This is a genomic window from Paenibacillus marchantiophytorum (genome assembly GCF_014640555.1).
Lineage (GTDB): Bacteria > Bacillota > Bacilli > Paenibacillales > NBRC-103111 > Paenibacillus_E > Paenibacillus_E marchantiophytorum.
The window spans coordinates 29,086-51,046 of record NZ_BMHE01000024.1 but is presented as its reverse complement, the minus strand read 5'-3'; the positions used below and the strand labels follow the sequence as shown (position 1 = coordinate 51,046).

The following is a 21,961-nucleotide window of genomic DNA, read 5'->3' as shown; positions in this document are numbered from 1 at the left end:
ATTATGCAAGCAAAAAAAGCCGTACATGTAGCCATTTATACGACACTGATCTCTTCCATGGCCCTATCCGGGTGCTCCTCTACCAAGTCAGACGAACCGGCGGCAACTTTGGCCGCAAAAGCAACTGAGCAATCGAAATCCCTTGTCAAGAAAACGAAGATAACCTTTAACATTAAACCTGACGACGGAGCGGCTCAGGAGCAAAAGGATTTAATTAATAATCAGATCAAGGCGATCAACGATAAACTAAGCGATGTTGAGATTGAGGCAACTTTTTACCGATACACGCCTGAAACGTTCATTCCAAGAGTGGAAGCGAAAAAAGTGGACACAATGACTTTCATGTACGCGACAGAAACGAGACCACTGGCTGCCAAAGGTTTATTAAAACCGCTCGATGCCTATCTGGACAAAGTGCCTGAGCTTAAGAAAGCATTAAATATGGATATCGTGAAACAGATCAGTGTGGGGGGAGACGGTAAGGCATATTCCATCCCCATCAAGGGGAACGTGCAGATGCTGTTATACAATCGGGCACGCTTTACCGAAGCGGGGCTTGATCCGAACAAACCACCGAAAACGTGGGATGAACTGGTTGAGTATGCTAAAAAACTCACAGATCCAGCGAAAAACAAATATGGCATCCAAATTAATGGCGCTGATGCGGAAGCAGCTTGGAAATTCCAAAATTACGTTTTTCAAGCCGGCGGGGATATGGAAGCGTTAAAGGATGGAGCATGGAAATCGTCATTCAACTCGGATCAGGGCGTTCAAGCACTCCAATTTATGAAAGATTTGAAATGGAAACATAAAGTAGCGCATCCTAATGTGCTGACGAATCAAGACGAAAGTATGAGATTGCTTGCGACCGGCGAAGCTGGGATGGTTTTGGGGGACTACTGGGTCGTAAGTCAAGCGGTTAATCAATATGGCGGGAAGATTAAAGATATCGGGATTGCTCTGTTGCCGACAGGTCCTGGAGGGAATGCCGGATGGTTGATGGGCGGTTCTATCGCTGCTTTCCCCAATTATGCTACAGATGAGGAAGTCATTGCTGGCTTAAAGGTTATTTATGAGCTTTATTACAAATTAGATCGCGACACGGTTGATAAAGACTATTTTGCACAAGTGAAAGGTCGCGAAGTTGTAGGAGTGCCACGGGTATACATGTTTCAATCAGATTCCGAAGCGGCAAGCATTGTGAAAGAGGCGGTGAAAAAATATGCGGTGGTACCAGAAGGCAATATCAAATTCGATCCATTTGCCGATTTGGCCAAAGGTCTGAAACAAGAGCCGCCGCAGGAAGCTCAGTTATTGTATAAAAAGGTTTCAGTAGCCATTCAGAAGGTATTGACGGACGAGAATGCGGATCCAAAGCAAGAATTAGATAAAGCCGCTGTCGAAGTCGATAAAGTTCTTGATAGAAACGTCAACAAAAAATAACGTTACCAAAGTAGAATGTAGTGAATGAACTGGATAGGACCCCGTCTCGCGTTAAATAGGGGATGGGGTCGTTTCTATTTATAAGGATGTGAGGAAAGAACCCTATGAACCGTAATATCATCGATAAAGAAGTTATTCCATGGCTATTCTTGCTGCCTTCGCTAATCGGATTTGTTTTTTTTGTTTGGCATCCCTTCTTGAAAGGGTTTTATCTTGCTTTCACGGACTACTTACCTGGCATTCGTCATGAATGGGTCGGTTTTAAAAATTTCAAGGCTGTACTCTCTGATGAGTTATTCTATACATCTTGGGCTAATACACTCTATTTTACATTGCTATCCCTTCTTTTTAGTTTTACCACATCAATTGTTCTAGCCATTGCGCTGAATGAAACGCGGAAATGGAGCAGTATACTCAGAATAAGTTTTTATGTGCCTTCCATCGTTCCAGCCGTAATTTCGTCGTTATTGTGGATTTGGATGTTTAATCCGACGCAGATTGGCATGTTGAATTCAGTTTTGTCTTTTCTTGGCATACCTGCACAGCCCTTTATCAATTCTCCATCTCAGTCGATGCCTTCCCTTCTGCTTATGACAATATGGGGGTGGGTAGGGAGTTCCGCGATTGTTTTTTTGGCTGGCCTGCAAGGTGTACGAGCGGAGCTATATGAAGCATGTGAAATTGATGGGGCTAGCATTTGGAAAAAAATCTGGTATGTGACGCTGCCCTCGATCCGCCCGCTCATCCAAATGTCATTTATTTTGGCAATCGTTAACAATATTAAATTTTTTACAGAACCGTTTCTGATGACGAAGGGCGGTCCCGTGAACTCGACGTTAACCGTAATGCTGTTGAATTACAACTACGCCTTTTCTGACTTTGAATATAGTAAAGCAACCGCACAAGCGATTATTACTTTTTTATTTATTCTCATCTTTACCCTCATTTATTTTAGGTTGCAAAAAAATGAAGATTAGGAGGTGTTCTTGTGAAAACGGAACTTACAGATAGTGCAGACCGAACACTGATTACTGATATGGATTTTAAAAAAACTTCAGTAAAAATAGGATATGGTATCCTTATCATCATAATGATACTGCTGGCGTGCATGGTCTTGTATCCGATCGTTTGGCTTACGCTGGGCAGTTTCAAAAGTTTAAAAGAGCTGTATACATTTCCGCCTACATTTATACCGAAAGAGTGGAAGTGGGGCAATTATGCGAACGCCTGGACATCATTTAAATTCGCGCTATATATTAAAAATACACTTGTTATTTTGATGGGAAATTTATTGTTTTCGATTATTCCTGCGGCTTTATCCGGGTATGCGTTGGCCAAATTGAATCCGCGGGGCAAAAAGATAATATTTTACTTGATACTAGCATCCGTAATGATACCAGGACAGGTGTACATGATACCGCTTTATTTGAATTTAAAAGATTTGCCGATCTTTCACCTGAATTTGTTTGATTCGTACTGGGGATTGTGGTTGCCGCATATCGGAAATGCTTTCTATGTTTATTTATTTTATAGCTTTTTTCTTTCTGTTCCGACAGAGCTTTTGGAAGCGGCGAGAATCGACGGAGCAAAAGAGGTTGGCATATTCGTGAAAGTGGTTGTACCGATATGCAAACCGGTGTTTGTCGTGACGGCGATATTTACAGTGACATCGACATGGAACGAATTTTTCTGGCCGATGCTCTTATTGACAGATATGAATAAATTCCCGATTATGACAGCTATCTACGCGATGCTGAGAATATCAAACGCCTCGGGAGGAGCTAACGAATACAATTCCATGTTCGCTGGATTGGTCATCGGACTATTACCGGCATTAGCATTGTTTGCCATCTTCCAGAAGCAAATCATGAGAGGTTACACGATGTCCGGGATAAAAGGATAAAACCACAAGATAAAACGAAGAGGTGATTAGAGATGCTCATTATTGCACATCGCGGAGCTTCCGGGCATGCTCCGGAAAATACGATGGCGGCGTTCCGCCTCGCGCTGGACATGAACGCGGATGGTTTAGAGCTGGACGTTCATCAGACGAAGGACGGCGAGGTGGTCATTTGCCATGATGATGATGTCAAGCGAACGACGAATGGACAAGGCTTAATTCAGGATATGACGCTTGAAGAATTACAGCGACTCGATGCTGGTTCTTGGTACGGAGAGCGGTTTCGAGGCGAGAAAATCCCGACTCTGCATGAGTTTATGGCGCTTATAGCCGAAACACGGCTGCTAATTAATCTTGAAATTAAAAACCTACCCTTCTATTATAAAGGTATTGAAGAAAAAATTGTCCGCACTGTGCTAGAACATGATTTGTTAGAGAGGGTGGTCATCTCTTCTTTTGATCACTACGTGCTCGCAGCAATAGTGGAGTTAGAGCCACGAATGAAGTTAGGATTGTTATTCGGTACAAGTAAAAGCGAACCTTGGAGTTATGTGGAGCAGCTTCCGTTTAGGGCATATAGTCTGCATCCTCATTATACAGTAGTGAATGAAGAGTATATCGCGCGAAGTCATTCGCAAGGGTACAAGGTGTATCCGTATACGGTAAACGAGCGAGCATGGGCAGAGCCTCTGGCTATCGCGGGGCTCGATGGCGTGATTACGAATTACCCGGATCGTTTCCTTTGAATAATGGGGGATTGTGATGACATACGATTTCTTGTTGAAATTGATCTTCTCGCTCTTTCTAGGGCTCTTGATCGGCATAGATCGCCAGCTCAAGAATAAGCCGCTTGGGATGAAGACAAGCATGGTTATTTCCGTGGCAAGCTGCCTGATCACGATCGTTTCTATCGAATCAGTGCACAAATATTCGCTGCCAGGGCATACGAACATGGACCCGCTGAGGCTAGCTGCGCAGATTGTCAGCGGTGTCGGCTTTATCGGCGCCGGTGTGATTTTGCGCCGGAGCAACGATGTTATCTCGGGCCTGACGACAGCAGCAATGGTATGGGCAGCGTCGGCGCTAGGCATTGCTGCTGGTGCAGGCTATTATATGGAAGCGCTGACGACTGTCATTCTCATCATTATGGCCGTTAACCTGTTTCCGATGTTCTTCAAGCTGTTGGGGCCGCAGAAGCTGAGTGAACGGGATTTGTCTGTCAACATCATCGTGGAGAATAACGACGAGATGACGAAACTGATTGACGAGCTGCAAGAGAGCCATTTGAGGGTCAAACACATCAAGGTGAAAGATTTGAGTGATGACAAGCAGCAGGTTGAAATGGTCATCTCCGCATCAGGTAAACAGCGCACGACGTCGATTTATTACCAGATCAAGAGACTAAGACACGTTTTGGCAGTGGAAGTGGAAACGATAAGTTGAATCGGAATCTATAGATTTAAAATGAAGAGGCTGTATAGCGCGCAAATGCTAAACGGCCTCTTTTTCCGGAATTCAAATAGTAACCATACCGGAAGGGGAAAGCTATGTTGAAAGCAATGATCGTCGATGATGAGGAAATCATCCGGACCGGTTTGCAATGCCTTGTGGATTGGGAACGTCTCGGATATGGGATTGTTCTGGAAGCAGATAGCGGAGCGAAAGCGCTGGAGATGGCACAAGAGCACCAGCCGGAAGCTATAATTGTAGACATTCGAATGCCCGTTATGAATGGGCTTGAACTAATAACGATGTTAAAACAAATGAATCTTCAGGCAAGGGTTATTATTTTAAGTGGTTTCAATGATTTTGGGTATGCCCAAGAGGCGATTGAGAAGGGGGTATATTCCTATCTTCTTAAACCTGTAAACAAGCACAAACTGGAGAATCTTTTGCAGCAGATTGCGGCGGAAATTCATACGCAACAGAAACAGGCCGACCAAGAATCAGTGATACAGCATCAATTGCAGAAGAGTTTGCCGTTATTAAGGGAGAAGTTTTTCTCTTTCCTGATTTATGGTATTGCGGATCAAGACGAAATCGAGGAGATCAGCCGACTTCTTCATTTTCACTTCACATACAACGGTTTCGTTGTTGCAATCGGAGAATTGGATGAGGGTGTGTACTCGCTTGACATCGTGGAATCGATAATAGCCAGCGTCTGTTGTTCAGACAATGTTCAATATTTTTACGATGGATACCGACGGTGTATTTTTTTGATAAACTGCAGCACAGAGTTGGAAGGGCGCTACGAATGTGAGGGTTTGTTCCAGTTGATTCAGAACTCGCTGAACAAAAGTGTGGATGGTGGGATCAAATTCGGGATAGGAAATCGGTACATTGGTCTGGATAACGCCTCTAATTCATTCCGTGAAGCCTTGCAAGCTTTAAATCGTGTTGGAAAGGCAGGTGTAGGAGGCATCATGCGATTCTCTGAACTTAAGGAGAAAGAGCCGATCCTGCTGCATACGTTTATTGAATACGAGAAGAAGATGATGCTTTCTTTGGAGACCGGTAATCTAAGTGTTTCATTTGGTTTGGTCGAAGAAATCGTCGTGCATTTGGAAGCGTGCATAACACTTGAGCACAATAGAATTGAGTTTATACGGCACTTTTTTTTGAAAATGCTGATGCGCTTTACAAAAGTGCAAATGGAGTTGGGACTGGAACCGAGTTACCTGCTTATGAACGAGTTTTATTCTCAGAATGAATTGAACAAATCTGTGGGGATACATGAGTTGAAAGAGCGTATGAAGGAAACGCTCGCAAAAACGTATGGAACGATTAAGACTTTGAAACTGAATTCGGAAAAAGCGTTGGTTCATAGAGCGAAGGAATATATGAAAGCGAATTATATGAGCGAAATGAGTCTCACTAAGATCGCTGAAGTTTTCTATATGAATCCAACGTATTTCAGCCAGTTTTTTAAAGATGAATCGGGAGAAAATTATCTTGAATGTTTAACCAGAATCCGTATCGAGGAAGCCAAAAAACTGCTGCTGAAAGATAAAGAAACAAAAGCTTATGATGTTGCGGGGAAAGTCGGTTACCAGGATGCAAGGTATTTCAGCCAAGTGTTTAGAAAACATACCGGAATGACCCCCACTGAGTTCAGGGACTGTTATGTACGGAATGACGAGGAGGGTGATAAGTAAAAGCGAAGAAATAGCGTTATTAGAGCAGAGGAAAGGGACTAAGCATCGAATAAATATACAGGATTTGCGAAAGATGTGGGGTACTGCCCGAGTGCTAATGCCTATATGATGGATTTGAGAAAGAAAGTTAGATGTAAACTGGATAAATGAGTTGGCTGCTTGTAAGGAGGACCTATGTATAAAATACTTGCTGTCCTGGGGGACTACTATCATCCACGGGAATTACTCGAAAAGTCTTTGATGTCAGCGGTGCTTTCCGCTATCGGAGATCGGGCTTCAACGGAAGTGAGAATAATTGAAATGAAGGATTTGATCGGTGCATTAGACGAGCGACCGGATGCTGTCGTTCTATTCAAGGAGAATCGGCTTGATCCCGAAGGTGATTCGCAATGGATGTGGATGACGGAGGAAATAAGTGAAGCGATCCAACGGTATGTCATGCGTGGCGGCGGCTGGTTGGCCTGGCACTCTGGCCTTGCCTCCTACCCGGCAAATGGCGGGTATGTCCAGATGCTGAGAGGTCATTTCCTCTCACATCCGACGCTGCATCAGCCTGTAGATTATGAAGGAGCGGGCATCAAGTTTACGATACTGGACGAACACTATTTTGTGAGCTGTCAGGAAGATCAGACCGAAGTCTATTTACGTTCTTCCTCCATAGATGGAAACTCCATCGCGGCTTGGAGACATACATTTGGAGATGGCAGAGTGTGCTGCTTCACACCGGCTCATCTTCCCGATGGATTAGAACATGGAAAGGTTATTCAACTATTGGGAGAAGCGGTTGCTTGGTGTGCGGGCGTGAGCAATTCGGTGAGCAAGCAAATCGCAATAAAGGAGGAAACACAGCTGTGACAGATAGGGCGCCTAACTTTATTGATGATGAGCAGCTAGTGGAACGAGTAAAAAGAGCACTGCTCAGCATGCAAAGATTTTCCTGGGAACAAGGGGTAGCAGCTCAAGCAATGTTAGAAAGCGGAGATTCAGAGCTGGCGATCTTGTTAGCGAGAGATGCGGTTGTTCGGCAAGATGCTTCGGGTAAGCTGGGTGTCATGAATGACGGATATTCGGTTACCGACTCTGCGGCGAATGGCGAAGCCGTTGCCTATGCAGCTAAGCTCACGGGCGACCCGATGTTCGTGCAGGCGGAGGCAAGCATGCTCGCATGGCTGCTGCACCAAGCTCCCCGAACAGAGGAGGGGATTTTGCACCATGTCGTAGATAAGCCGCAGGTTTGGATTGATTCTTTCTATATGGCACCGCCTTTTTTGGCGGTATGCGGTTATTACAAAGAAGCTGTAAAACAAATCGATGGCTACTGGAAGCTTCTCTGGGACCCGGAGGCCAGGTTGTTTTCCCATATATGGGATGATGGGGCGAAATCATTTGTTCGCAAAGCGCATTGGGGTGTAGGCAACGGGTGGGCAGCTGCCGGCATGGTAAGGGTTTTGGACAGCCTTCCTGCTTCGATGAAGGTGGAGCGAAACCGCATTTCTGGCTATTTGCTCGAAACGATTGACGGTTGTTTGCTGCATATGCGCGAAGATGGATTATTCCACGATGTGATGGATGATGCGGAGACATTTGTCGAGACCAATGCAGCGCAAATGCTAAGCTATACCATTTATCGGGCTATTGGAATGGGACTTCTGGGCGATGGCTATACACGCTACGCGGATGATATGCGCAGAGCTGCTCGTGGACGTGTCGACAGCAATGGACTCGTTCAAGGATCGTGCGCAGCGCCATTTTTTGATCGGCCGGGGACCGCTCCGGAAAGTCAGGCATTCTTTATGCTGATGGAAAGCGCAGCTAGGTCATTGGCCCTGATAAGCGCAAATAGAGCTGGAGAAGCTGGAGCGTCAACGGAGAACGGTAAAGGAGGGGAGTCATGAGTCTGGATGTCATTTGTCTAGGGGAATTGTTAATTGATTTCGTTTCCACGAACAAGGATGTACCTTTGACGGAAAGTACAGGTTTTCTTAAAGCACCAGGCGGAGCGCCGGCCAATGTTGCAGCTGGTATTGCAAGATTAGGCGGAACTGCCGGATTCATCGGCAAGGTTGGGCGCGACCCGTTCGGTTACTATTTGAAAAACGTGCTTCAGCAATTGCAGGTAGACACCTCCTATCTGGCATTCGATGAGGAGACGCGGACTACGCTCTCCTTCGTGGCGCAAAAGCCGGACGGAGATCGGGAGTGCATGTTTTATCGTCATCCTGGAGCGGACATGCGTCTCACGTCAGAAGAAATCGTAGAATCCTACATTTCCAATGCGACAATTTTTCATTACGGGTCTATTAGCTTAGGCAGTGAAAGCAGCAAAGCAGCTACCCTTCGTGCACTTGGCTATGCGCGTGCTCACAATCTGCTGATTTCTTATGACCCCAATTTGCGAATGGATCTGTGGCGAGACTCGGAGCAGGCATACAAGGAAATTAATGAAGGGTTCGGCTATGCCGATTTTGTCAAAATCAGTGAGGAAGAGTATCCATTCATAACGGGCTGTCAAGATGTCGAAGCCTGCGGCCGGTACATTCTAGACCGGGGAGCCAAACTGGTTGTCGTTACGTTGGGCAAAGACGGATGCTATTACACAACGGGGCAATCAAGTGGATATGTAGCCGGATATGCTGCTCAGGTTGTGGATACAACGGGAGCCGGAGACGCTTTCGTGGCAGCGATGCTGCATAACTTTGCGCATTGTATGAAAGCAGGCGTGCCCCATCTGGAGCAAGGGCTGCCTCAGATGCTGCTTTTTGCTAATGCGGCTGGTTCCCTAGCGACTACGCGCATCGGTGCAATTCCTTCGTTGCCGACGAAAGAGGAGGTAGAGGCGCTGATAGTTTGAGCGCTTCGTGCAGAGAGGAGTCAGAGGCTATGAAAAGTCTGGTTGTAGACAAAGACGGACAGCTAGCCATCCGTGAAATAGCGAAGCCCGTGCATGGGGAATATCAGGCATTGGTGAAGATGGTTAGCTGCGGCATTTGCCGTGGAACGGATATGAAGCTGATTCATGGGGAATTCAAAGGATTTGATACGTATCCTGCGGTGCTGGGGCATGAGGGGGTAGGTCGTGTGGTGGAGACGGGGGCATGCGTACGGTATTTGCAAGTCGGCGACTTAGTGCTGCTGCCGTTTCTCGAAGGCGTGACGGACGGGGTTCATTCCGGATGGGGGGCTTTCTCCGAATATGCGGTTGTAGGAGACAGCAAATCTTTGCTCGAAGATGGCAAAGGGCCGGGATATCCGGAATTCTCCGAAGCTTACTATGCCCAGCAGCGGCTGCCGCATGATATTGATATCACGGTTGCTCCCATGATCATTACCTTTCGCGAGGTGCTCAGCGCTTGTAAACGTTTCGGATTCCGCCCCAATGCGAGTGTGGTCGTTTTTGGAGCGGGGCCAGTCGGGCTTGCCTTCATCACGTTTGCCAAGCTGCTAGGTATGGGGCCCATCATCGCTTCTGTAACGAGTGACGCGAAGGTGGAAGAGGCGCTGCAGGCCGGTGCTCACTATGCCTTCAATAGCAAGCAATGCGATTTGACAGCAGCGGTAAGAAACATTTGTCATAACGGTGTGGACTTTTCTGTGGATGCTGTCGGTAAAAATGAAATTATTAACCAGAGTATGGAACTGCTTGCACCCTACGGGCATATTTGTTGCTATGGGATTTCACCCGAAACCGAAATGCGTCTGAATTGGAGCAAAGCGCCGTATAACTGGCATCTGGATTTCATTCAATGGCCCTCTAAGCTGGAAGAATCGGAGAGCCACCTGCAGGTGATGAATTGGATTGCGTGCGGTGTTCTGAAACCAGAGGCATTCGTATCAACGGTATTCGAATTTGATCGCATTCTGGATGCGTTCGAGTTGGTTGGAACAAACAGCGGTCTGAAGAAAACAGTCATCACGTTCAAATGAACGAAACACATAGATTGAAGGAGGAATTTAAAATGAAAGAACCAAGATTGTTCACATTATTGCCGGAAGCGTATGTTACGACACCTGATGGTATGGCGGTAGCATCAGATGGAACACTGGTGCTATCCTGTCCCAATTTTGCCGATCATTCCCGGCCAGGCTGCCTCGTCAAAATCGATTCCCAAAGACAAGTGCGCAAATGGGTCGAAGTGCCGGTTCATGCGGATACAGGAATCGCTTGCCCGATGGGCATCGCTTTCGGACCGGACGGTGACGTGTATATTTGCGACAATCAAGGCTGGTCGGGCTCAGAGGCAGGCAGCTTCAAAGGCCGGATTCTAAGGCTTCGCATCGTGGATGACCGAGTTGTTGCAGCGACTGTTGTTGCGCAAGGGATGGAGCATCCTAACGGGATTCGCATTCGCGGCTCGCATATGTATGTCACACAAAGTGTGTTGACCAAGGTCAAGGATCCTACGGGACTACTGCGAAGCTGTGTTTATCGCTTCGGACTCGACGAGGAAGGCATTCAGATCAACAATACGCTGGATGATCCGCATATGCTGACAACGCTGCTGACCCTCAATGAGAACGATCAATATGGTGCCGATGGCATTGAGTTCGATCCGCAAGGCAACTTGTATGTAGGCAATTTCGGCGATGGAGCTGTCCACAAGATTACGTTTAATTTGGACGGTACGGTGAAGGACAACGTCGTTTGGGCAAAAAACCCTGATCAACTTCAGACGACTGACGGCATGGTGATGGACGAAGATGGCCACTTGTATATTGCCGATTTCTCAGCCAATGCAATTGCCAAGGTGTATCCGGATGGCACAGTCGAACGGTACGCCCAAAGCCCGGATTCCAATGGCTTAAGTGGTGAGCTCGATCAGCCTAGTGAGCCGATTATCTGGAACGGGAAGCTGATCGTTTCCTGTTTCGACCTGGTAACGGGCCCTGGCAAAGTGAATACCAAGCATGAATTGCCCGCAACGTTGTCAGAGCTTGATTTATAAAGGAGTTTTGTATGGGAAAAGTACTAATCACTCCGAAATCATTTCATAATTACAAGGAAATTGTATATCCGCTCATGACCGAGCGGGGCTACGAGATCGTGGAGAACCGGTTCGGGCGGACGATGACGGAGCAGGAAATTATTGAATTTGCCAGTGAGGGCGTCGTCGGCATCATTATTGGGGTTGATCCGCTGCCGGCAGCTGTGCTGGAGAGATGCAAAGATTTGCGCGCCATCTCGAAATACGGGATGGGCTTGGATAATATTGATCTTGAGAAAGCCAAGGAGCTTGGCATCGAGGTCAGAAATGCGGCGGGCACGAATCACATTTCGGTAGCCGAGCATGCGATTGGTCTCCTGTTCGCTTTGGCAAGACACATTCCGCAGAATGTCACTGCGGTCAAGCAGGGCGAGTGGGGGCGGGTCCTAGGCGTCGAGCTGACCTCCAAGATCATTGGTGTGGTTGGCGGAGGCCAGATCGGAAGAGAGGTTGCGCTCCGGGCCAAAGGTCTTCGCATGCAGGTTGCCATGTACGACCCTTACATGCACGATGAATCCTTCCTGGAGACGAATGGTATCCGCCGTTTACATGATCTGGATACGCTGCTGGAGCAGTCCGATATCGTATCGCTGCATCTTCCTTATACGCAGGAGACGAAGCACCTGATCAACAGCCAAACATTGGGCAAGATGAAGCGCTCAGCCCTGATTATCAATACATCTAGAGGGGAACTTGTGGACGAAGAAGCTTTGTATGACGCTCTTGTTGGAGGAGTAATTGCTGGAGCCGCTCAGGATGTGTTCTCAATGGAGCCGCCGGAAGCGGGCCATAAGTTGTTAGGCTTGGAGCAGTTTCTACTAACCTCTCACACAGGGGCTTTCACCCAAGAAGCCGTGGAGCGAATGGCGACGATATCGACATACAATTTATTAAATATGCTGGAAGAGCATTCGAAAGGAGCAGCACGATGCTAAAGCTGCAAAAAGCCGAAAGGCCGACCCTTTATTTCATTGGTGTGACGACGACTCAATCTTCAATTATGAAATTATTCCCGCTCTGGGCGAAAGCACTGGGGCTCAAGGATGCCATTATTCAAGGAATCGACATCGGCATTCACGCTGATGCTGACCTGTACAGAGAAGCCGTTGAATTTATTAAAAATGATGAACTATCACTTGGAGCATTGGTAACGACACATAAAATCGATCTTTACCATGCAGCCAAAGATCTGTTTGATTATCTGGACCCCTATGCGACGATGTTCGGCGAGCTTTCCTGCATATCCAAGAAAGACGGTCGGCTGGAAGGCTATGCCAAGGATCCAATCTCCAGCGGGTTGACTCTGGATGCCTTCGTCCCCGAGGGCTACTGGGAGGAGCATGGCGGTGAGTTGTTTGTCATGGGGGCAGGCGGCAGTGCGATAGCAATCTCTGCCTATCTGCTTGATCCACGCAAAAAGGACCGGCCAACCAAACTGATCGTGTCCAACAGGAGCAAGCAGCGTCTGGACGAAATAGAACGGATCATGAAGCTGGTCGCGCCCGATGCCGTCGCCGCCTATTATTTAACGCCAGAGTCGGCTAAGAACGACGAAATTCTGAGCGGGTTGAAGCCGCATTCACTGGTCGTTAATGCCACAGGGCTTGGTAAAGATCAGCCTGGTTCACCGATTACCGATGAGGGATGCTTTCCGTCCAATAGCTTGGTATGGGAGCTTAACTATCGAGGTGCGCTTGATTATTTGCACCAAGCCAATCGCCAAAAGGAAGGAAGCCAGCTTCACGTCGAAGACGGCTGGATCTATTTCATTCACGGCTGGACGCAAGTGATTCAGGAAGTCTTCCATCTGGACATAGATCCTGCTGCATTTGCAGAGCTTGAGAGCATCGCAGGCACCTTGCGTTAACCCTTTTTGCCCGACCTTACCGATAGATTGGAGAGAAACTAGATGAGTTTACAAGCTGTCACGATCCCTTTTTCCGCTCATTTTGATTTGAAAAACGGATTATCCAAAGATTACACCTCCACCAAACGGATGTTGTCTAAAATGGCTGGAATGTATGAGAATGATAAAGCATTCGCTAATTTGGTAGCGGAAGACGATCCGCTTGTCTATGAGTTTTATGAGCTGACAATGCCAGAAACCCCTAACGAGCTATTGTTTGGTACGAGCATTGTGCATCCAGGGAAAGTTGGACGTGAATATTACATGACGAAGGGTCATTTTCATACCATTTTGGATACGCCTGAAGTGTATTATTGCTTAAGCGGAGAAGGCTATATGCTGATGGAGAATCCTGAGGGAGATTGGCAAGCCGAGCGCTTCACCCCCGGACAGGCCGTATACGTCCCACCTCGCTATGCCCACCGAAGCGTGAATACAGGGAATGAATCACTTGTGACTTTTTTCGTGTATCGCGCAGATTCAGGTCATGATTATGGCACAATTGAAACGAAAGGTTTTCGCAAGCTGATTGTTGAAGAGCAGGGTGTTCCAGTCGTTGTCGATAACCCAAAATGGCGTGACGGGGAGGAGATTTAACCAATGGAATACACCTATCTTGGAAGAACTGGGATGAAGGTTAGCCGGCTATGTCTTGGCACTATGAACTTCGGCGTGTCTACGGATGAGAAGGAAGCATTCCGTATGATGGACGAAGCGTTGGATGCAGGCATTAACTTCTTCGACACTGCGAATATTTATGGTTGGGGCGAGAACTCGGGTGCTACTGAAACCATAATCGGCCGTTGGTTTGCACAAGGGGGCAATCGCCGCGAACGAGTGATCCTTGCTACCAAGGCTTACGAAAAAATAGGCAATCCACTCGATGGGCCTAACGATGAGAAAGGATTGTCCCTGTACAAAATCCGCCGACATTTGGAAGGATCGCTTCGCCGCTTGCAGACGGAACATGTCGAGCTATTCTTCATGCATCATATCGACTGGCGAACGCAATGGGATGAGCTGTGGGAGGCCCTCGAAGGTGTGGTGCGCCAAGGGAAAGCCGATTACATTGGTTCGAGCAACTTCGCCGGCTGGCATCTCGTCAAAGCACAGGCGGCAGCCAAAGATCGCAAGTTCATGGGGCTGGTCGTTGAGCAGCATATTTACAGCCTGCTCAATCGGACGCCCGAGCTGGAAGTTCTACCGGCTGCGAATGATCTGGGAATTGGCGTTGTCGCATGGAGCCCAATGGCAGGGGGCGTTCTAGGCGGCAGCGCGCTTAATTCGACTTTAAACAACCGCACCGCACAACAGAAGGCTGTTATCGAGAAGAACAGATCTAGTCTCGAAGCGTATTCCGCTCTTTGTCGAGAACTCGGCGAGAAGGAATCTAACGTCGCACTGGCTTGGGTGCTTGCGAACCCCGCGCTTACCGGACCGATTATTGGCCCGCGTACGGTTGAGCAGCTGCGTGATGTGCTCCGGGCTGTTGAGATCAAGCTGGATGCTTCTTTTCTGCAAAGACTTGATGAATTATTCCCTGGACCGGGTGGTCCGGCTCCCGAATCCTATTCTTGGTAAATCATTGATGATAAAAGATACGCTCTCAAGCATGATAAAGCTCGTTTCCTACATGGAATCGGGCTTTCAATCTTTTTTATTCAAAAGATGGTCTAATTCTAGTACTCTATAGATATTCTACTATCTTTCGCACAGTAAAAATGGGAGGGAACATCATGTTGGCGAGAATCAAGAAGGTATATCTAGAACTCCCGATCCGTCTAAAGTTTCAGCTCTGGTTCATGCCATTATTAATTGTTTCGGCTGGAAGCATCGGGTTCATCTCCTATGTGACCGCTTCGAACCAAGTGCTGGATAAAATTGCTCAAGCGCAAAACAACATTTCCTCACAAACGGTATCCCATTTGGATTACTTAGCCAAAGATATTTATGATATTTATAGTTATTTGTCGCTCTCGTCGGAGCTGCACGACTTGCTCTCTCCCGAGGCCAGCTACAATTCCGCTCAGGTGGTAAACTCGATGATTAACCGACTGCTAAGCACCCGGCAATTTTTCCAATCCCTCCTAATTTTCTCTGACAATCATCCTACGATTAAATTTAATAGCTTGAATAATAACGAAATTATTAGCTATGAGTCGTACAAAACCAGCGGGATTTATAATCAAACGGTTTCCCAGGTTGTCAAAGGGGCTTGGGGAGTGGAGGAAGGGCCGATGAAGCTGTTTATTGGCGACCAGCGCAGGAAGGTGTTTTACAGCAAAGTGCTCGTGAATCCGGAGAGCCTCAAGAAGGAAGGGCTAATGATCATAGGCATGACTGAGGAGGATTTCCGCAAATCGTTTGGTCCCGCACGTGATAACGTTGAAATTATCGTAATTAATGAGGACGGAACGATCCTCTCTGATTCCGACGGCAAGTGGAGCGGCCGCGCGTTTACGGAGCTGCCATATTATAATCATGTGCCGTTCAGCAAGGTGGATTGGGACAAGAATGAGAAACAATGGTTGATCACACATACTTCTTCTACAGCGACGGGCTGGCATGTGCTTGTGATCCAGCCCAAGATCGAGGAGCTTAAGCAGTTGAATCAAATTCGTTGGTTGACTATTGGCTTTGTTGTGATGATTCTACTCATTAACGTGCCGCTTAGCTGGCTTCTCTCCAAACTCTTCTCCAATCCGTTGATGCGGATACTGAGATCCATGCGGGAATTTCAAGCCGGAGATTTCCAACAGCACGTTGAGATTGAACTTAGAGATGAGATTGGCCAACTTGGCAAAGGGTATAATATTATGGTTATGAGAATCAAGGAATTAATTCAAGATGTATATGAATCCGAAATATCGCAAAAAGAGGCTGAACTCAGGATGCTGCAATCGCAAATCAATCCTCATTTTCTATATAATACGCTGAATTCGATTACCTGGATGTCATACCGTGAAGGCGCCGAAAAGACGGCCGATATGATTCAAAGATTGTCTGAATTTTTCCGCTTTAATTTGAGTCAGGGCGCGGATGTCATAACGATAGAGAAGGAGCTTATGATTGTTGAAAATTATTTTTTTCTCAGCAAAATCCGCTTTAGCGACAAGTTGACTTATTCGATCGAAGTGGAGGAACATCTCCGGCAGTTCCGAGTGCCTAAGCTGCTTCTGCAGCCGCTTGCAGAAAATGCTGTCGTCCACGGGATTGAGCAGATGGAAGGGCAGGGCTTTATTCATCTATCTATCCGTGAAGCAGATCAGCAGCTCATTTTCGAAGTTACGGATAATGGCATGGGGATGGCGCCGGATACACTCGAGAGACTAAGAACGGCGGTTCTCTTAGAGAAGCGAACCGGTTCTGCGGAGATTGAAGGCGGATTTGCCTTGCTGAACATGAGGGAACGATTACAAAATCATTTCGGAAAAGGGATCGCAATCGAAATCAATAGCCGGCTTCACTTCGGCACATCGATCAAATTAAAAGTCGATATGAACGATACGCCTTATAGAGAGGAATGAGGGTCATGCATAAATTGTTTATCGTTGAAGACGAGCCGGAATTTCGCGGAGGCATTCTCACGATGATCGATTGGGAGTCCGAGGACATCCTCATTACAGGGACCGCCTCCAATGGCCTCAGAGCATTGGAGATGATGGAGGCGGATAGGCCGGATATTGTTCTCACGGATATCCGCATGCCAATCATGTCAGGACTGGAACTCATTGAGGAAATATCCAAGCGAAGCTGGGATCTCATTCCAGTGCTTTTAACAGGGCACAGCGAATTTGAATATGCCCAGCAGGCAGTCAAACTTGGCGTGCTCGATTATATTCTTAAACCTTGCAATCCCAAGATGGTCCTAGAGGCTATTGTGCGTGCCAAAAGCAAATTAATTGGCAAGCGGAGCCAAGATTCACAATTTGGCCGATTGGAACGGCAGTGGAATGCCAATATCCAAACGATCAAAGAGGATAGGTTAATGAAATGGCTGCGATCCACCGATCCGCAAAACTTGGGGAATTGTCTGGAGGAAATCGCCGAATACGGGATCAGGTTAGTGAACAATCCGACTTTGGTTATTGTATTCCGGTTCGACACCAAGGAATTAAAGACCCTCGCCTATCGGGATGCCGACCTGGCACTCATCCGTTACGCGGCTTCGAACATCATGGAAGAAAGTATTGGGGACCTCTTCACGGGCAAGCACGAGCTGCTGACGCTTGAGGATCAATTTATTTTGATTGCCAATGCGCCACAAGCAATGACTCATACGGAAATTCAGATGAGTCTTGAAGGGATACAGCGCAATTTAGCCGTTTTTTTAAAAGTGAGCGTAAGCATTGGTGTGGGATCTGCGACTAGTCTGGCTGAGATTGGCCACTCTTATCGGAAGGCTAAGGAAGCGCTGTCGCGTCGGTTTTTCCATGGAGCAAACGGCTTGTTTATCGCATCCGAGGCCAAGGAGCTGGAATCATCTGCAGGGGATGCTTCTAAATTTCAGGAGGATTTCGCTGATTTTGAACGGCGTATTCGCGAAAATATTGCTTCAAGTAATTTTTCGGATTTTGTCATAGAGGTGGAGGAATGGCTGAATACGTTCCGGGAACAGGATCTTTCCATCCAACGCATCCATTTACACACGTATTCATTGATTGACTCGCTGATTAAGGAAATTAAAGCTGCAAACGGGGATTCTGCCAAATTGTATGTAGAGCAGTTCGAAGCCTTTGCCGAGCAGGTGCAGTGCCAAGAAACGTTCGAGGAACTGTCAACGCTGCTGACGGTTGTTATTCAGAAATTCGTTGAACTTAGAAATACCCAAAAACCGCTTCATAAGACTATTAAATATGTACTATCCCTGATAGAAGACAAATACATGACGAATTTGACGCTGAAATCGATTGCCGAAGAGGTTTTCATATCCCAATCTCACTTGTCAACGTTATTCCGTCAAGAGATGGGGATTAATTTTCTCGACTATTTGCACCAGTTCAGAATAGATAAAGCGAAGCTTTTGCTCAAACAGGATAATGGGAAAGTCTACATGGTAGCACGTGAGGTCGGGTATTACGATGAAGCGCATTTTGTTCGCTTTTTCAAAAAATGGACGGGAATGCTGCCCTCCCAGTACAAAAAACAAAATGGCTCCTAATAAACATACAGCTTTACCGAAGAATCATAGGTTATGCCCCCAACGAGCCTGTTTTATAATGAAATTACAGCGCTGATGCAAGATTAAATGATATGGAGGGGTTCTTTTGAAAAAGCTTCTTAATACGGTTACGGTCATTGTGATGTTTGCCGGCCTCGCTACGGCATGTGGGAAATCGGATCAAGCAGGGTCAAGCAGCACGACGGACAAAGCCCCAAGCGCGACCAACACGCCTAACGCAGCTAAAAAGACAGAGAGCGGTCAGAAGGTCGAAATCAAGTTTTTCAGCAACAACCCTGATCGCGGAGGTGGTCAAGGGAAAGCTGAGCAGCTATTAATTGACCAGTACATGAAAGAAAATCCGACTATTAAGATTTCAGTGGAAACGCTTTCTCCAGATCCCCAGTTCCAAGATAAGCTGAAAATTTATAACGTTTCGGAAACTCTTCCGGATGTCACGATGATGTGGGGAGGCGCACGCTATCTCGGACCTTTGGTTAAGAACAATGCGCTTGTCAGCTTCACTAAGGAGGATTTTGCGGGTCAAGGCTTTATTGATGCAGCATTCGATTCATTCACGTTGAACAATAAGATTTATGGAATTCCCAAAAATACGGACTTTTTGGTCCTATATGTCAATAAAAAAGTGCTTGCCGACCGTGGATTGGAGCCTCCTAAAACTGAAGCCGATCTTTTCAAAATTGCTGAGAAATTGAAAGGCACCAATGTTGTGCCAATAGCGCTGGATGGAAGAGATTCGTGGCCGCTAGGCTTGCTGTTTGATGCTGTTGTAGCCCGTCAATCCGGCGGTTTCGACTTGTATCATAAAGCGATTGATCGCTCAGGCTCCTTCAAGGATCCAGCTGTAATCACCTCAGCGAAAAAATTGCAGGACATGGTGAAAAGCGGCGTATTCGGCGAAGGCTTCCTGAATCTGGATTACGGAGCTGCTAGAAACTTATTCGGACAAGGCAAGGCTGCGATGTACCTGATGGGGCAATGGGAAATGGGCGTTTCGACCGATACGAATTTCCCGGATGATGTGCGCAGCAACATGATCGCCATTCCGTACCCAGCTTCTGATGATGGCAAGAGTCCGACAACCGATCTTCTGGCCTGGTTTGGCGGCGGATACAGTGTATCCAGTAAATCCAAAAATTCCGGTGAAGCCAAGAAATTTGCCATTTGGATGTTCAAAAAAGAGAATTGGTCCAAAACTGTTTGGCAGAATGGCATTACGTTCCCAGCGCAATCCTATGATGAGTTTAACACGGGCAAGGAAACCCAAATTCAAAAGGATCTGACGAACATCCTCAAGTCGGCTAAAGCATTCAGCGGTGCGAACTCGCAGGACCGTTTCTCTGCTTCCACATCCAAGGGCTACCTGGATGCCATAACAGAGCTGTTGGCGCTCAAATCAACACCTGAGAAGTTTGCTGAATCCATCGACGCTATTGCCGAAAAATCAAATAAAGAGTTGAATCCATAATTCAATAGATGGAAACGGAACATGGGGCAAAACATAACAGAGGGTTTTGCTCCCTTTCACAGAGAGAATTGGAAGTGGTGGAGGAACATGAACAAACTTTGGATGGAGAAACGGAATATTGCTGTGTTAATCTTACCGGGGCTGGTATTCATTCTCGGATTGATTTTACTACCTATTCTGGTCGCGCTTTATCTAAGCTTTACGAATTATGACGGGGTAGACTATCTCTTCCTCGGGTTGGAAAATTACAAGGAAATTTTCTTCCATGATCCTGTGTTCTGGAGTTCGCTTCGGAATGCTGTCTTACTGGGCATAGCTTTCATCCTGCTTCAGCATCCCCTGGCCATCTTGATGGCGATTGTTACCCCTCATACTGGCAGGTGGGAACGTTTCCTGCGTGTAGTCATTTTCATTCCGTCTATAATCTCGACGTTCGTGACCTCGCAAATGTGGGTGAGCATTTTGTCGGTTCAATATGGGCTGCTTAATCGGGTTCTGGCTGACATCGGGTTGTCTTCTTGGAAGCAGGACTGGTTAGGAAACCCGGATATCGCCATTTTCTCCATTATCTTCGTGGCGATGTGGCAAGGCTTTGGTTATGCTTATCTGCTCTACTATGCAGGAATCAAAGGCATTCCGTCTGAGTTGTACGAGGCGGCAGTCGTCGATGGCGCGAACAAATGGCAGTACAATTTGCGGGTCGTGCTTCCGCTGTTGTCTCCTGTCATCCGTATTAACTTCGTCCTCGCCGTCGTTGCTGGATTCAAACAGATGGAGACGGTCTTCTTGATGACTGGAGGCGGACCTGCCAACAGTACGCAATTTCTGGCGACGTATTTATATTCCAAGGCGTTCCGCGACGGGCTATTCGGTTACGGAAGTGCGATCTCCGTTCTGTTCGTGTTCTTCTGCCTGCTCCTGACACTGTTGATGAATCGCTTGCTGAAGAAAGATGTAGGTGAATTCTAATGAGGACCTTATCCAAGCCTTATACACAATTGGTGCAGATAATCTTTTATATAAGTTTGGCTCTGGTAGCGATCGCACAAATATTTCCATTAATTTGGATGATCAACTTCTCGCTGCTAAAAAGCGGTGATTTCTTCGGCAGCTACATTTTAAAATGGCCCAGCCCTTTCCAATGGAAAAATTATGCCGACGCGTTTAAGCTTGGACACGTGCCCGCTTACCTTCTGAACAGTGCGATTGTTGCTGTTGTCGTTATCGCGGTGACCGTCATCGTTTCGCTGATGCTCAGCTATGTAATCGCAAGAATTGACTGGAAATGGAATAAATATTTGGCTGGCCTTGTTATGATTTGTATGATTGTACCGCTGTATTCAACTCTTTTGCCGAATTTCTTCATATTCAATAAAATTAAATTAATTGATACCTATTTTGCCCTTATTTTACCGAATATTGCTTTTCTAATCCCATTAAGTGTGTTTATCTTTATCGGATTTCTACAAACGACACCTCGGGCAATCGAGGAGGCTGCCGTTATTGATGGGCTAAACTTGCTGGGTGTTGTTTTTCGCATCATTATTCCAATATCCAAACCCGTGATTTCGTCTGTTGCCGTTCTGGCCTTCCTAAACACTTGGAACGAATTCATTATGGCGGTTACCTTCATACGAACAGACACGTATAAAACATTACCCTTTTCGTTGATTCAGTTTACTGGTGAATATGCGTCCAATTATGCTGCTCAATTCGCAGTAATGACGGTGATCGCGCTCCCTTCTGTTCTCCTATACATGCTTTTCACAGAACAAATTACGAGCAGCTTGACTGCTGGAGCCGTTAAGGGCTGAGCGGTTTGTGCTAGTAAGGTACCGCTAGCATTCAATGCCCAAGCTGTCCATAAGGCTATCAGCCGAAAGGACGGCTTTTTCAAAATATAAGAGTTTATATGTTTTGGAGTG

The 21,961-nt window shown here is 46.7% G+C and carries 20 protein-coding genes; all 20 read left to right on the top strand.

Annotated features, from left to right (window positions below; genetic code table 11):
• Positions 1-3 precede the first annotated feature (3 nt).
• The 20 genes from IEY34_RS21060 (at position 4) to IEY34_RS20965 (ending at position 21,850) form a co-directional block, all read left to right on the top strand.
• On the top strand, positions 4-1,443 hold the full coding sequence (locus IEY34_RS21060; protein ID WP_189014837.1) for an ABC transporter substrate-binding protein: 1,440 nt from the start codon (positions 4-6) through the stop codon (positions 1,441-1,443).
• 104 nt (positions 1,444-1,547) lie between these two features.
• Positions 1,548-2,420 carry a carbohydrate ABC transporter permease gene (locus tag IEY34_RS21055; protein ID WP_189014827.1) on the top strand — a complete coding sequence of 291 codons (873 nt, stop codon included), beginning with the start codon at positions 1,548-1,550 and terminating at the stop codon, positions 2,418-2,420.
• An 11-nt stretch (positions 2,421-2,431) separates the two neighbouring features.
• The gene (locus tag IEY34_RS21050; protein WP_189014826.1) at positions 2,432-3,346 is read left to right on the top strand and encodes a carbohydrate ABC transporter permease; all 915 of its coding nucleotides are present in this window, start codon (positions 2,432-2,434) and stop codon (positions 3,344-3,346) included.
• A 32-nt stretch (positions 3,347-3,378) separates the two neighbouring features.
• Positions 3,379-4,089: a glycerophosphodiester phosphodiesterase gene (locus IEY34_RS21045; protein ID WP_189014824.1), complete on the top strand. Its 711-nt coding sequence runs from the start codon at positions 3,379-3,381 to the stop codon at positions 4,087-4,089.
• Between the two features lie 16 nt (positions 4,090-4,105).
• Complete coding sequence (locus IEY34_RS21040; RefSeq protein WP_189014822.1) at positions 4,106-4,786, top strand: MgtC/SapB family protein; 681 nt, start codon at positions 4,106-4,108, stop codon at positions 4,784-4,786.
• Positions 4,787-4,890: 104 nt separating this feature from the next.
• Positions 4,891-6,498: a response regulator gene (locus IEY34_RS21035; RefSeq protein ID WP_189014820.1), complete on the top strand. Its 1,608-nt coding sequence runs from the start codon at positions 4,891-4,893 to the stop codon at positions 6,496-6,498.
• Positions 6,499-6,672: 174 nt separating this feature from the next.
• A complete protein-coding gene (locus IEY34_RS21030; protein WP_189014818.1) occupies positions 6,673-7,353 on the top strand; it encodes a ThuA domain-containing protein in 681 nt (226 codons plus the stop codon).
• Positions 7,350-8,393, top strand: a complete 1,044-nt coding sequence (locus tag IEY34_RS21025; protein WP_229757758.1) for a glycoside hydrolase family 88 protein — start codon at positions 7,350-7,352, stop codon at positions 8,391-8,393. The genes IEY34_RS21030 and IEY34_RS21025 overlap by 4 nt, the downstream gene beginning before the upstream one ends.
• Positions 8,390-9,349, top strand: coding sequence for a PfkB family carbohydrate kinase (locus IEY34_RS21020; protein ID WP_189014816.1), 960 nt, complete (start codon positions 8,390-8,392; stop codon positions 9,347-9,349). Before IEY34_RS21025 ends, IEY34_RS21020 begins: the two co-directional genes overlap by 4 nt.
• A gap of 29 nt (positions 9,350-9,378) precedes the next feature.
• On the top strand, positions 9,379-10,422 hold the full coding sequence (locus IEY34_RS21015) for a zinc-dependent alcohol dehydrogenase (RefSeq protein WP_189014815.1): 1,044 nt from the start codon (positions 9,379-9,381) through the stop codon (positions 10,420-10,422).
• A gap of 32 nt (positions 10,423-10,454) precedes the next feature.
• The gene (locus tag IEY34_RS21010) at positions 10,455-11,441 is read left to right on the top strand and encodes an SMP-30/gluconolactonase/LRE family protein (RefSeq protein WP_189014813.1); all 987 of its coding nucleotides are present in this window, start codon (positions 10,455-10,457) and stop codon (positions 11,439-11,441) included.
• Positions 11,442-11,452: 11 nt separating this feature from the next.
• The gene (locus IEY34_RS21005) at positions 11,453-12,415 is read left to right on the top strand and encodes a phosphoglycerate dehydrogenase (RefSeq protein WP_189014811.1); all 963 of its coding nucleotides are present in this window, start codon (positions 11,453-11,455) and stop codon (positions 12,413-12,415) included.
• On the top strand, positions 12,409-13,347 hold the full coding sequence (locus IEY34_RS21000; RefSeq protein ID WP_189014809.1) for a shikimate dehydrogenase family protein: 939 nt from the start codon (positions 12,409-12,411) through the stop codon (positions 13,345-13,347). The genes IEY34_RS21005 and IEY34_RS21000 overlap by 7 nt, the downstream gene beginning before the upstream one ends.
• A 42-nt stretch (positions 13,348-13,389) precedes the next feature.
• Positions 13,390-13,983 (top strand): glucose-6-phosphate isomerase, encoded by a 594-nt coding sequence (locus IEY34_RS20995; RefSeq protein ID WP_189014807.1) that lies wholly within the window; start codon positions 13,390-13,392, stop codon positions 13,981-13,983.
• 3 nt (positions 13,984-13,986) lie between these two features.
• Positions 13,987-14,967, top strand: a complete 981-nt coding sequence (locus IEY34_RS20990; protein WP_189014804.1) for an aldo/keto reductase — start codon at positions 13,987-13,989, stop codon at positions 14,965-14,967.
• Between the two features lie 155 nt (positions 14,968-15,122).
• Complete coding sequence (locus IEY34_RS20985; protein WP_189014802.1) at positions 15,123-16,913, top strand: sensor histidine kinase; 1,791 nt, start codon at positions 15,123-15,125, stop codon at positions 16,911-16,913.
• Between the two features lie 5 nt (positions 16,914-16,918).
• Complete coding sequence (locus tag IEY34_RS20980; protein ID WP_189014800.1) at positions 16,919-18,547, top strand: response regulator; 1,629 nt, start codon at positions 16,919-16,921, stop codon at positions 18,545-18,547.
• A 106-nt stretch (positions 18,548-18,653) separates the two neighbouring features.
• Entirely contained in the window at positions 18,654-20,036 is a 1,383-nt protein-coding gene (locus tag IEY34_RS20975; protein WP_189014798.1) for an ABC transporter substrate-binding protein, read from the top strand.
• Positions 20,037-20,123: 87 nt separating this feature from the next.
• On the top strand, positions 20,124-21,005 hold the full coding sequence (locus IEY34_RS20970) for a carbohydrate ABC transporter permease (protein ID WP_189014796.1): 882 nt from the start codon (positions 20,124-20,126) through the stop codon (positions 21,003-21,005).
• Entirely contained in the window at positions 21,005-21,850 is an 846-nt protein-coding gene (locus IEY34_RS20965; protein WP_189014794.1) for a carbohydrate ABC transporter permease, read from the top strand. Before IEY34_RS20970 ends, IEY34_RS20965 begins: the two co-directional genes overlap by 1 nt.
• Positions 21,851-21,961: the final 111 nt, after the last annotated feature.

What these genes read in the sequence shown, in the direction of transcription:
- IEY34_RS21060 (WP_189014837.1), top strand. Translation starts at nt 4, where the DNA reads ATGCAAGCAAAAAAAGCCGTACATGTAGCCATTTATACGACACTGATC.
- IEY34_RS21055 (WP_189014827.1), top strand. Translation starts at nt 1,548, where the DNA reads ATGAACCGTAATATCATCGATAAAGAAGTTATTCCATGGCTATTCTTG.
- IEY34_RS21045 (WP_189014824.1), top strand. Translation starts at nt 3,379, where the DNA reads ATGCTCATTATTGCACATCGCGGAGCTTCCGGGCATGCTCCGGAAAAT.
- IEY34_RS21040 (WP_189014822.1), top strand. Translation starts at nt 4,106, where the DNA reads ATGACATACGATTTCTTGTTGAAATTGATCTTCTCGCTCTTTCTAGGG.
- IEY34_RS21035 (WP_189014820.1), top strand. Translation starts at nt 4,891, where the DNA reads ATGTTGAAAGCAATGATCGTCGATGATGAGGAAATCATCCGGACCGGT.
- IEY34_RS21030 (WP_189014818.1), top strand. Translation starts at nt 6,673, where the DNA reads ATGTATAAAATACTTGCTGTCCTGGGGGACTACTATCATCCACGGGAA.
- IEY34_RS21020 (WP_189014816.1), top strand. Translation starts at nt 8,390, where the DNA reads ATGAGTCTGGATGTCATTTGTCTAGGGGAATTGTTAATTGATTTCGTT.
- IEY34_RS21015 (WP_189014815.1), top strand. Translation starts at nt 9,379, where the DNA reads ATGAAAAGTCTGGTTGTAGACAAAGACGGACAGCTAGCCATCCGTGAA.
- IEY34_RS21010 (WP_189014813.1), top strand. Translation starts at nt 10,455, where the DNA reads ATGAAAGAACCAAGATTGTTCACATTATTGCCGGAAGCGTATGTTACG.
- IEY34_RS21005 (WP_189014811.1), top strand. Translation starts at nt 11,453, where the DNA reads ATGGGAAAAGTACTAATCACTCCGAAATCATTTCATAATTACAAGGAA.
- IEY34_RS21000 (WP_189014809.1), top strand. Translation starts at nt 12,409, where the DNA reads ATGCTAAAGCTGCAAAAAGCCGAAAGGCCGACCCTTTATTTCATTGGT.
- IEY34_RS20995 (WP_189014807.1), top strand. Translation starts at nt 13,390, where the DNA reads ATGAGTTTACAAGCTGTCACGATCCCTTTTTCCGCTCATTTTGATTTG.
- IEY34_RS20990 (WP_189014804.1), top strand. Translation starts at nt 13,987, where the DNA reads ATGGAATACACCTATCTTGGAAGAACTGGGATGAAGGTTAGCCGGCTA.
- IEY34_RS20985 (WP_189014802.1), top strand. Translation starts at nt 15,123, where the DNA reads ATGTTGGCGAGAATCAAGAAGGTATATCTAGAACTCCCGATCCGTCTA.
- IEY34_RS20980 (WP_189014800.1), top strand. Translation starts at nt 16,919, where the DNA reads ATGCATAAATTGTTTATCGTTGAAGACGAGCCGGAATTTCGCGGAGGC.
- IEY34_RS20970 (WP_189014796.1), top strand. Translation starts at nt 20,124, where the DNA reads ATGAACAAACTTTGGATGGAGAAACGGAATATTGCTGTGTTAATCTTA.
- IEY34_RS20965 (WP_189014794.1), top strand. Translation starts at nt 21,005, where the DNA reads ATGAGGACCTTATCCAAGCCTTATACACAATTGGTGCAGATAATCTTT.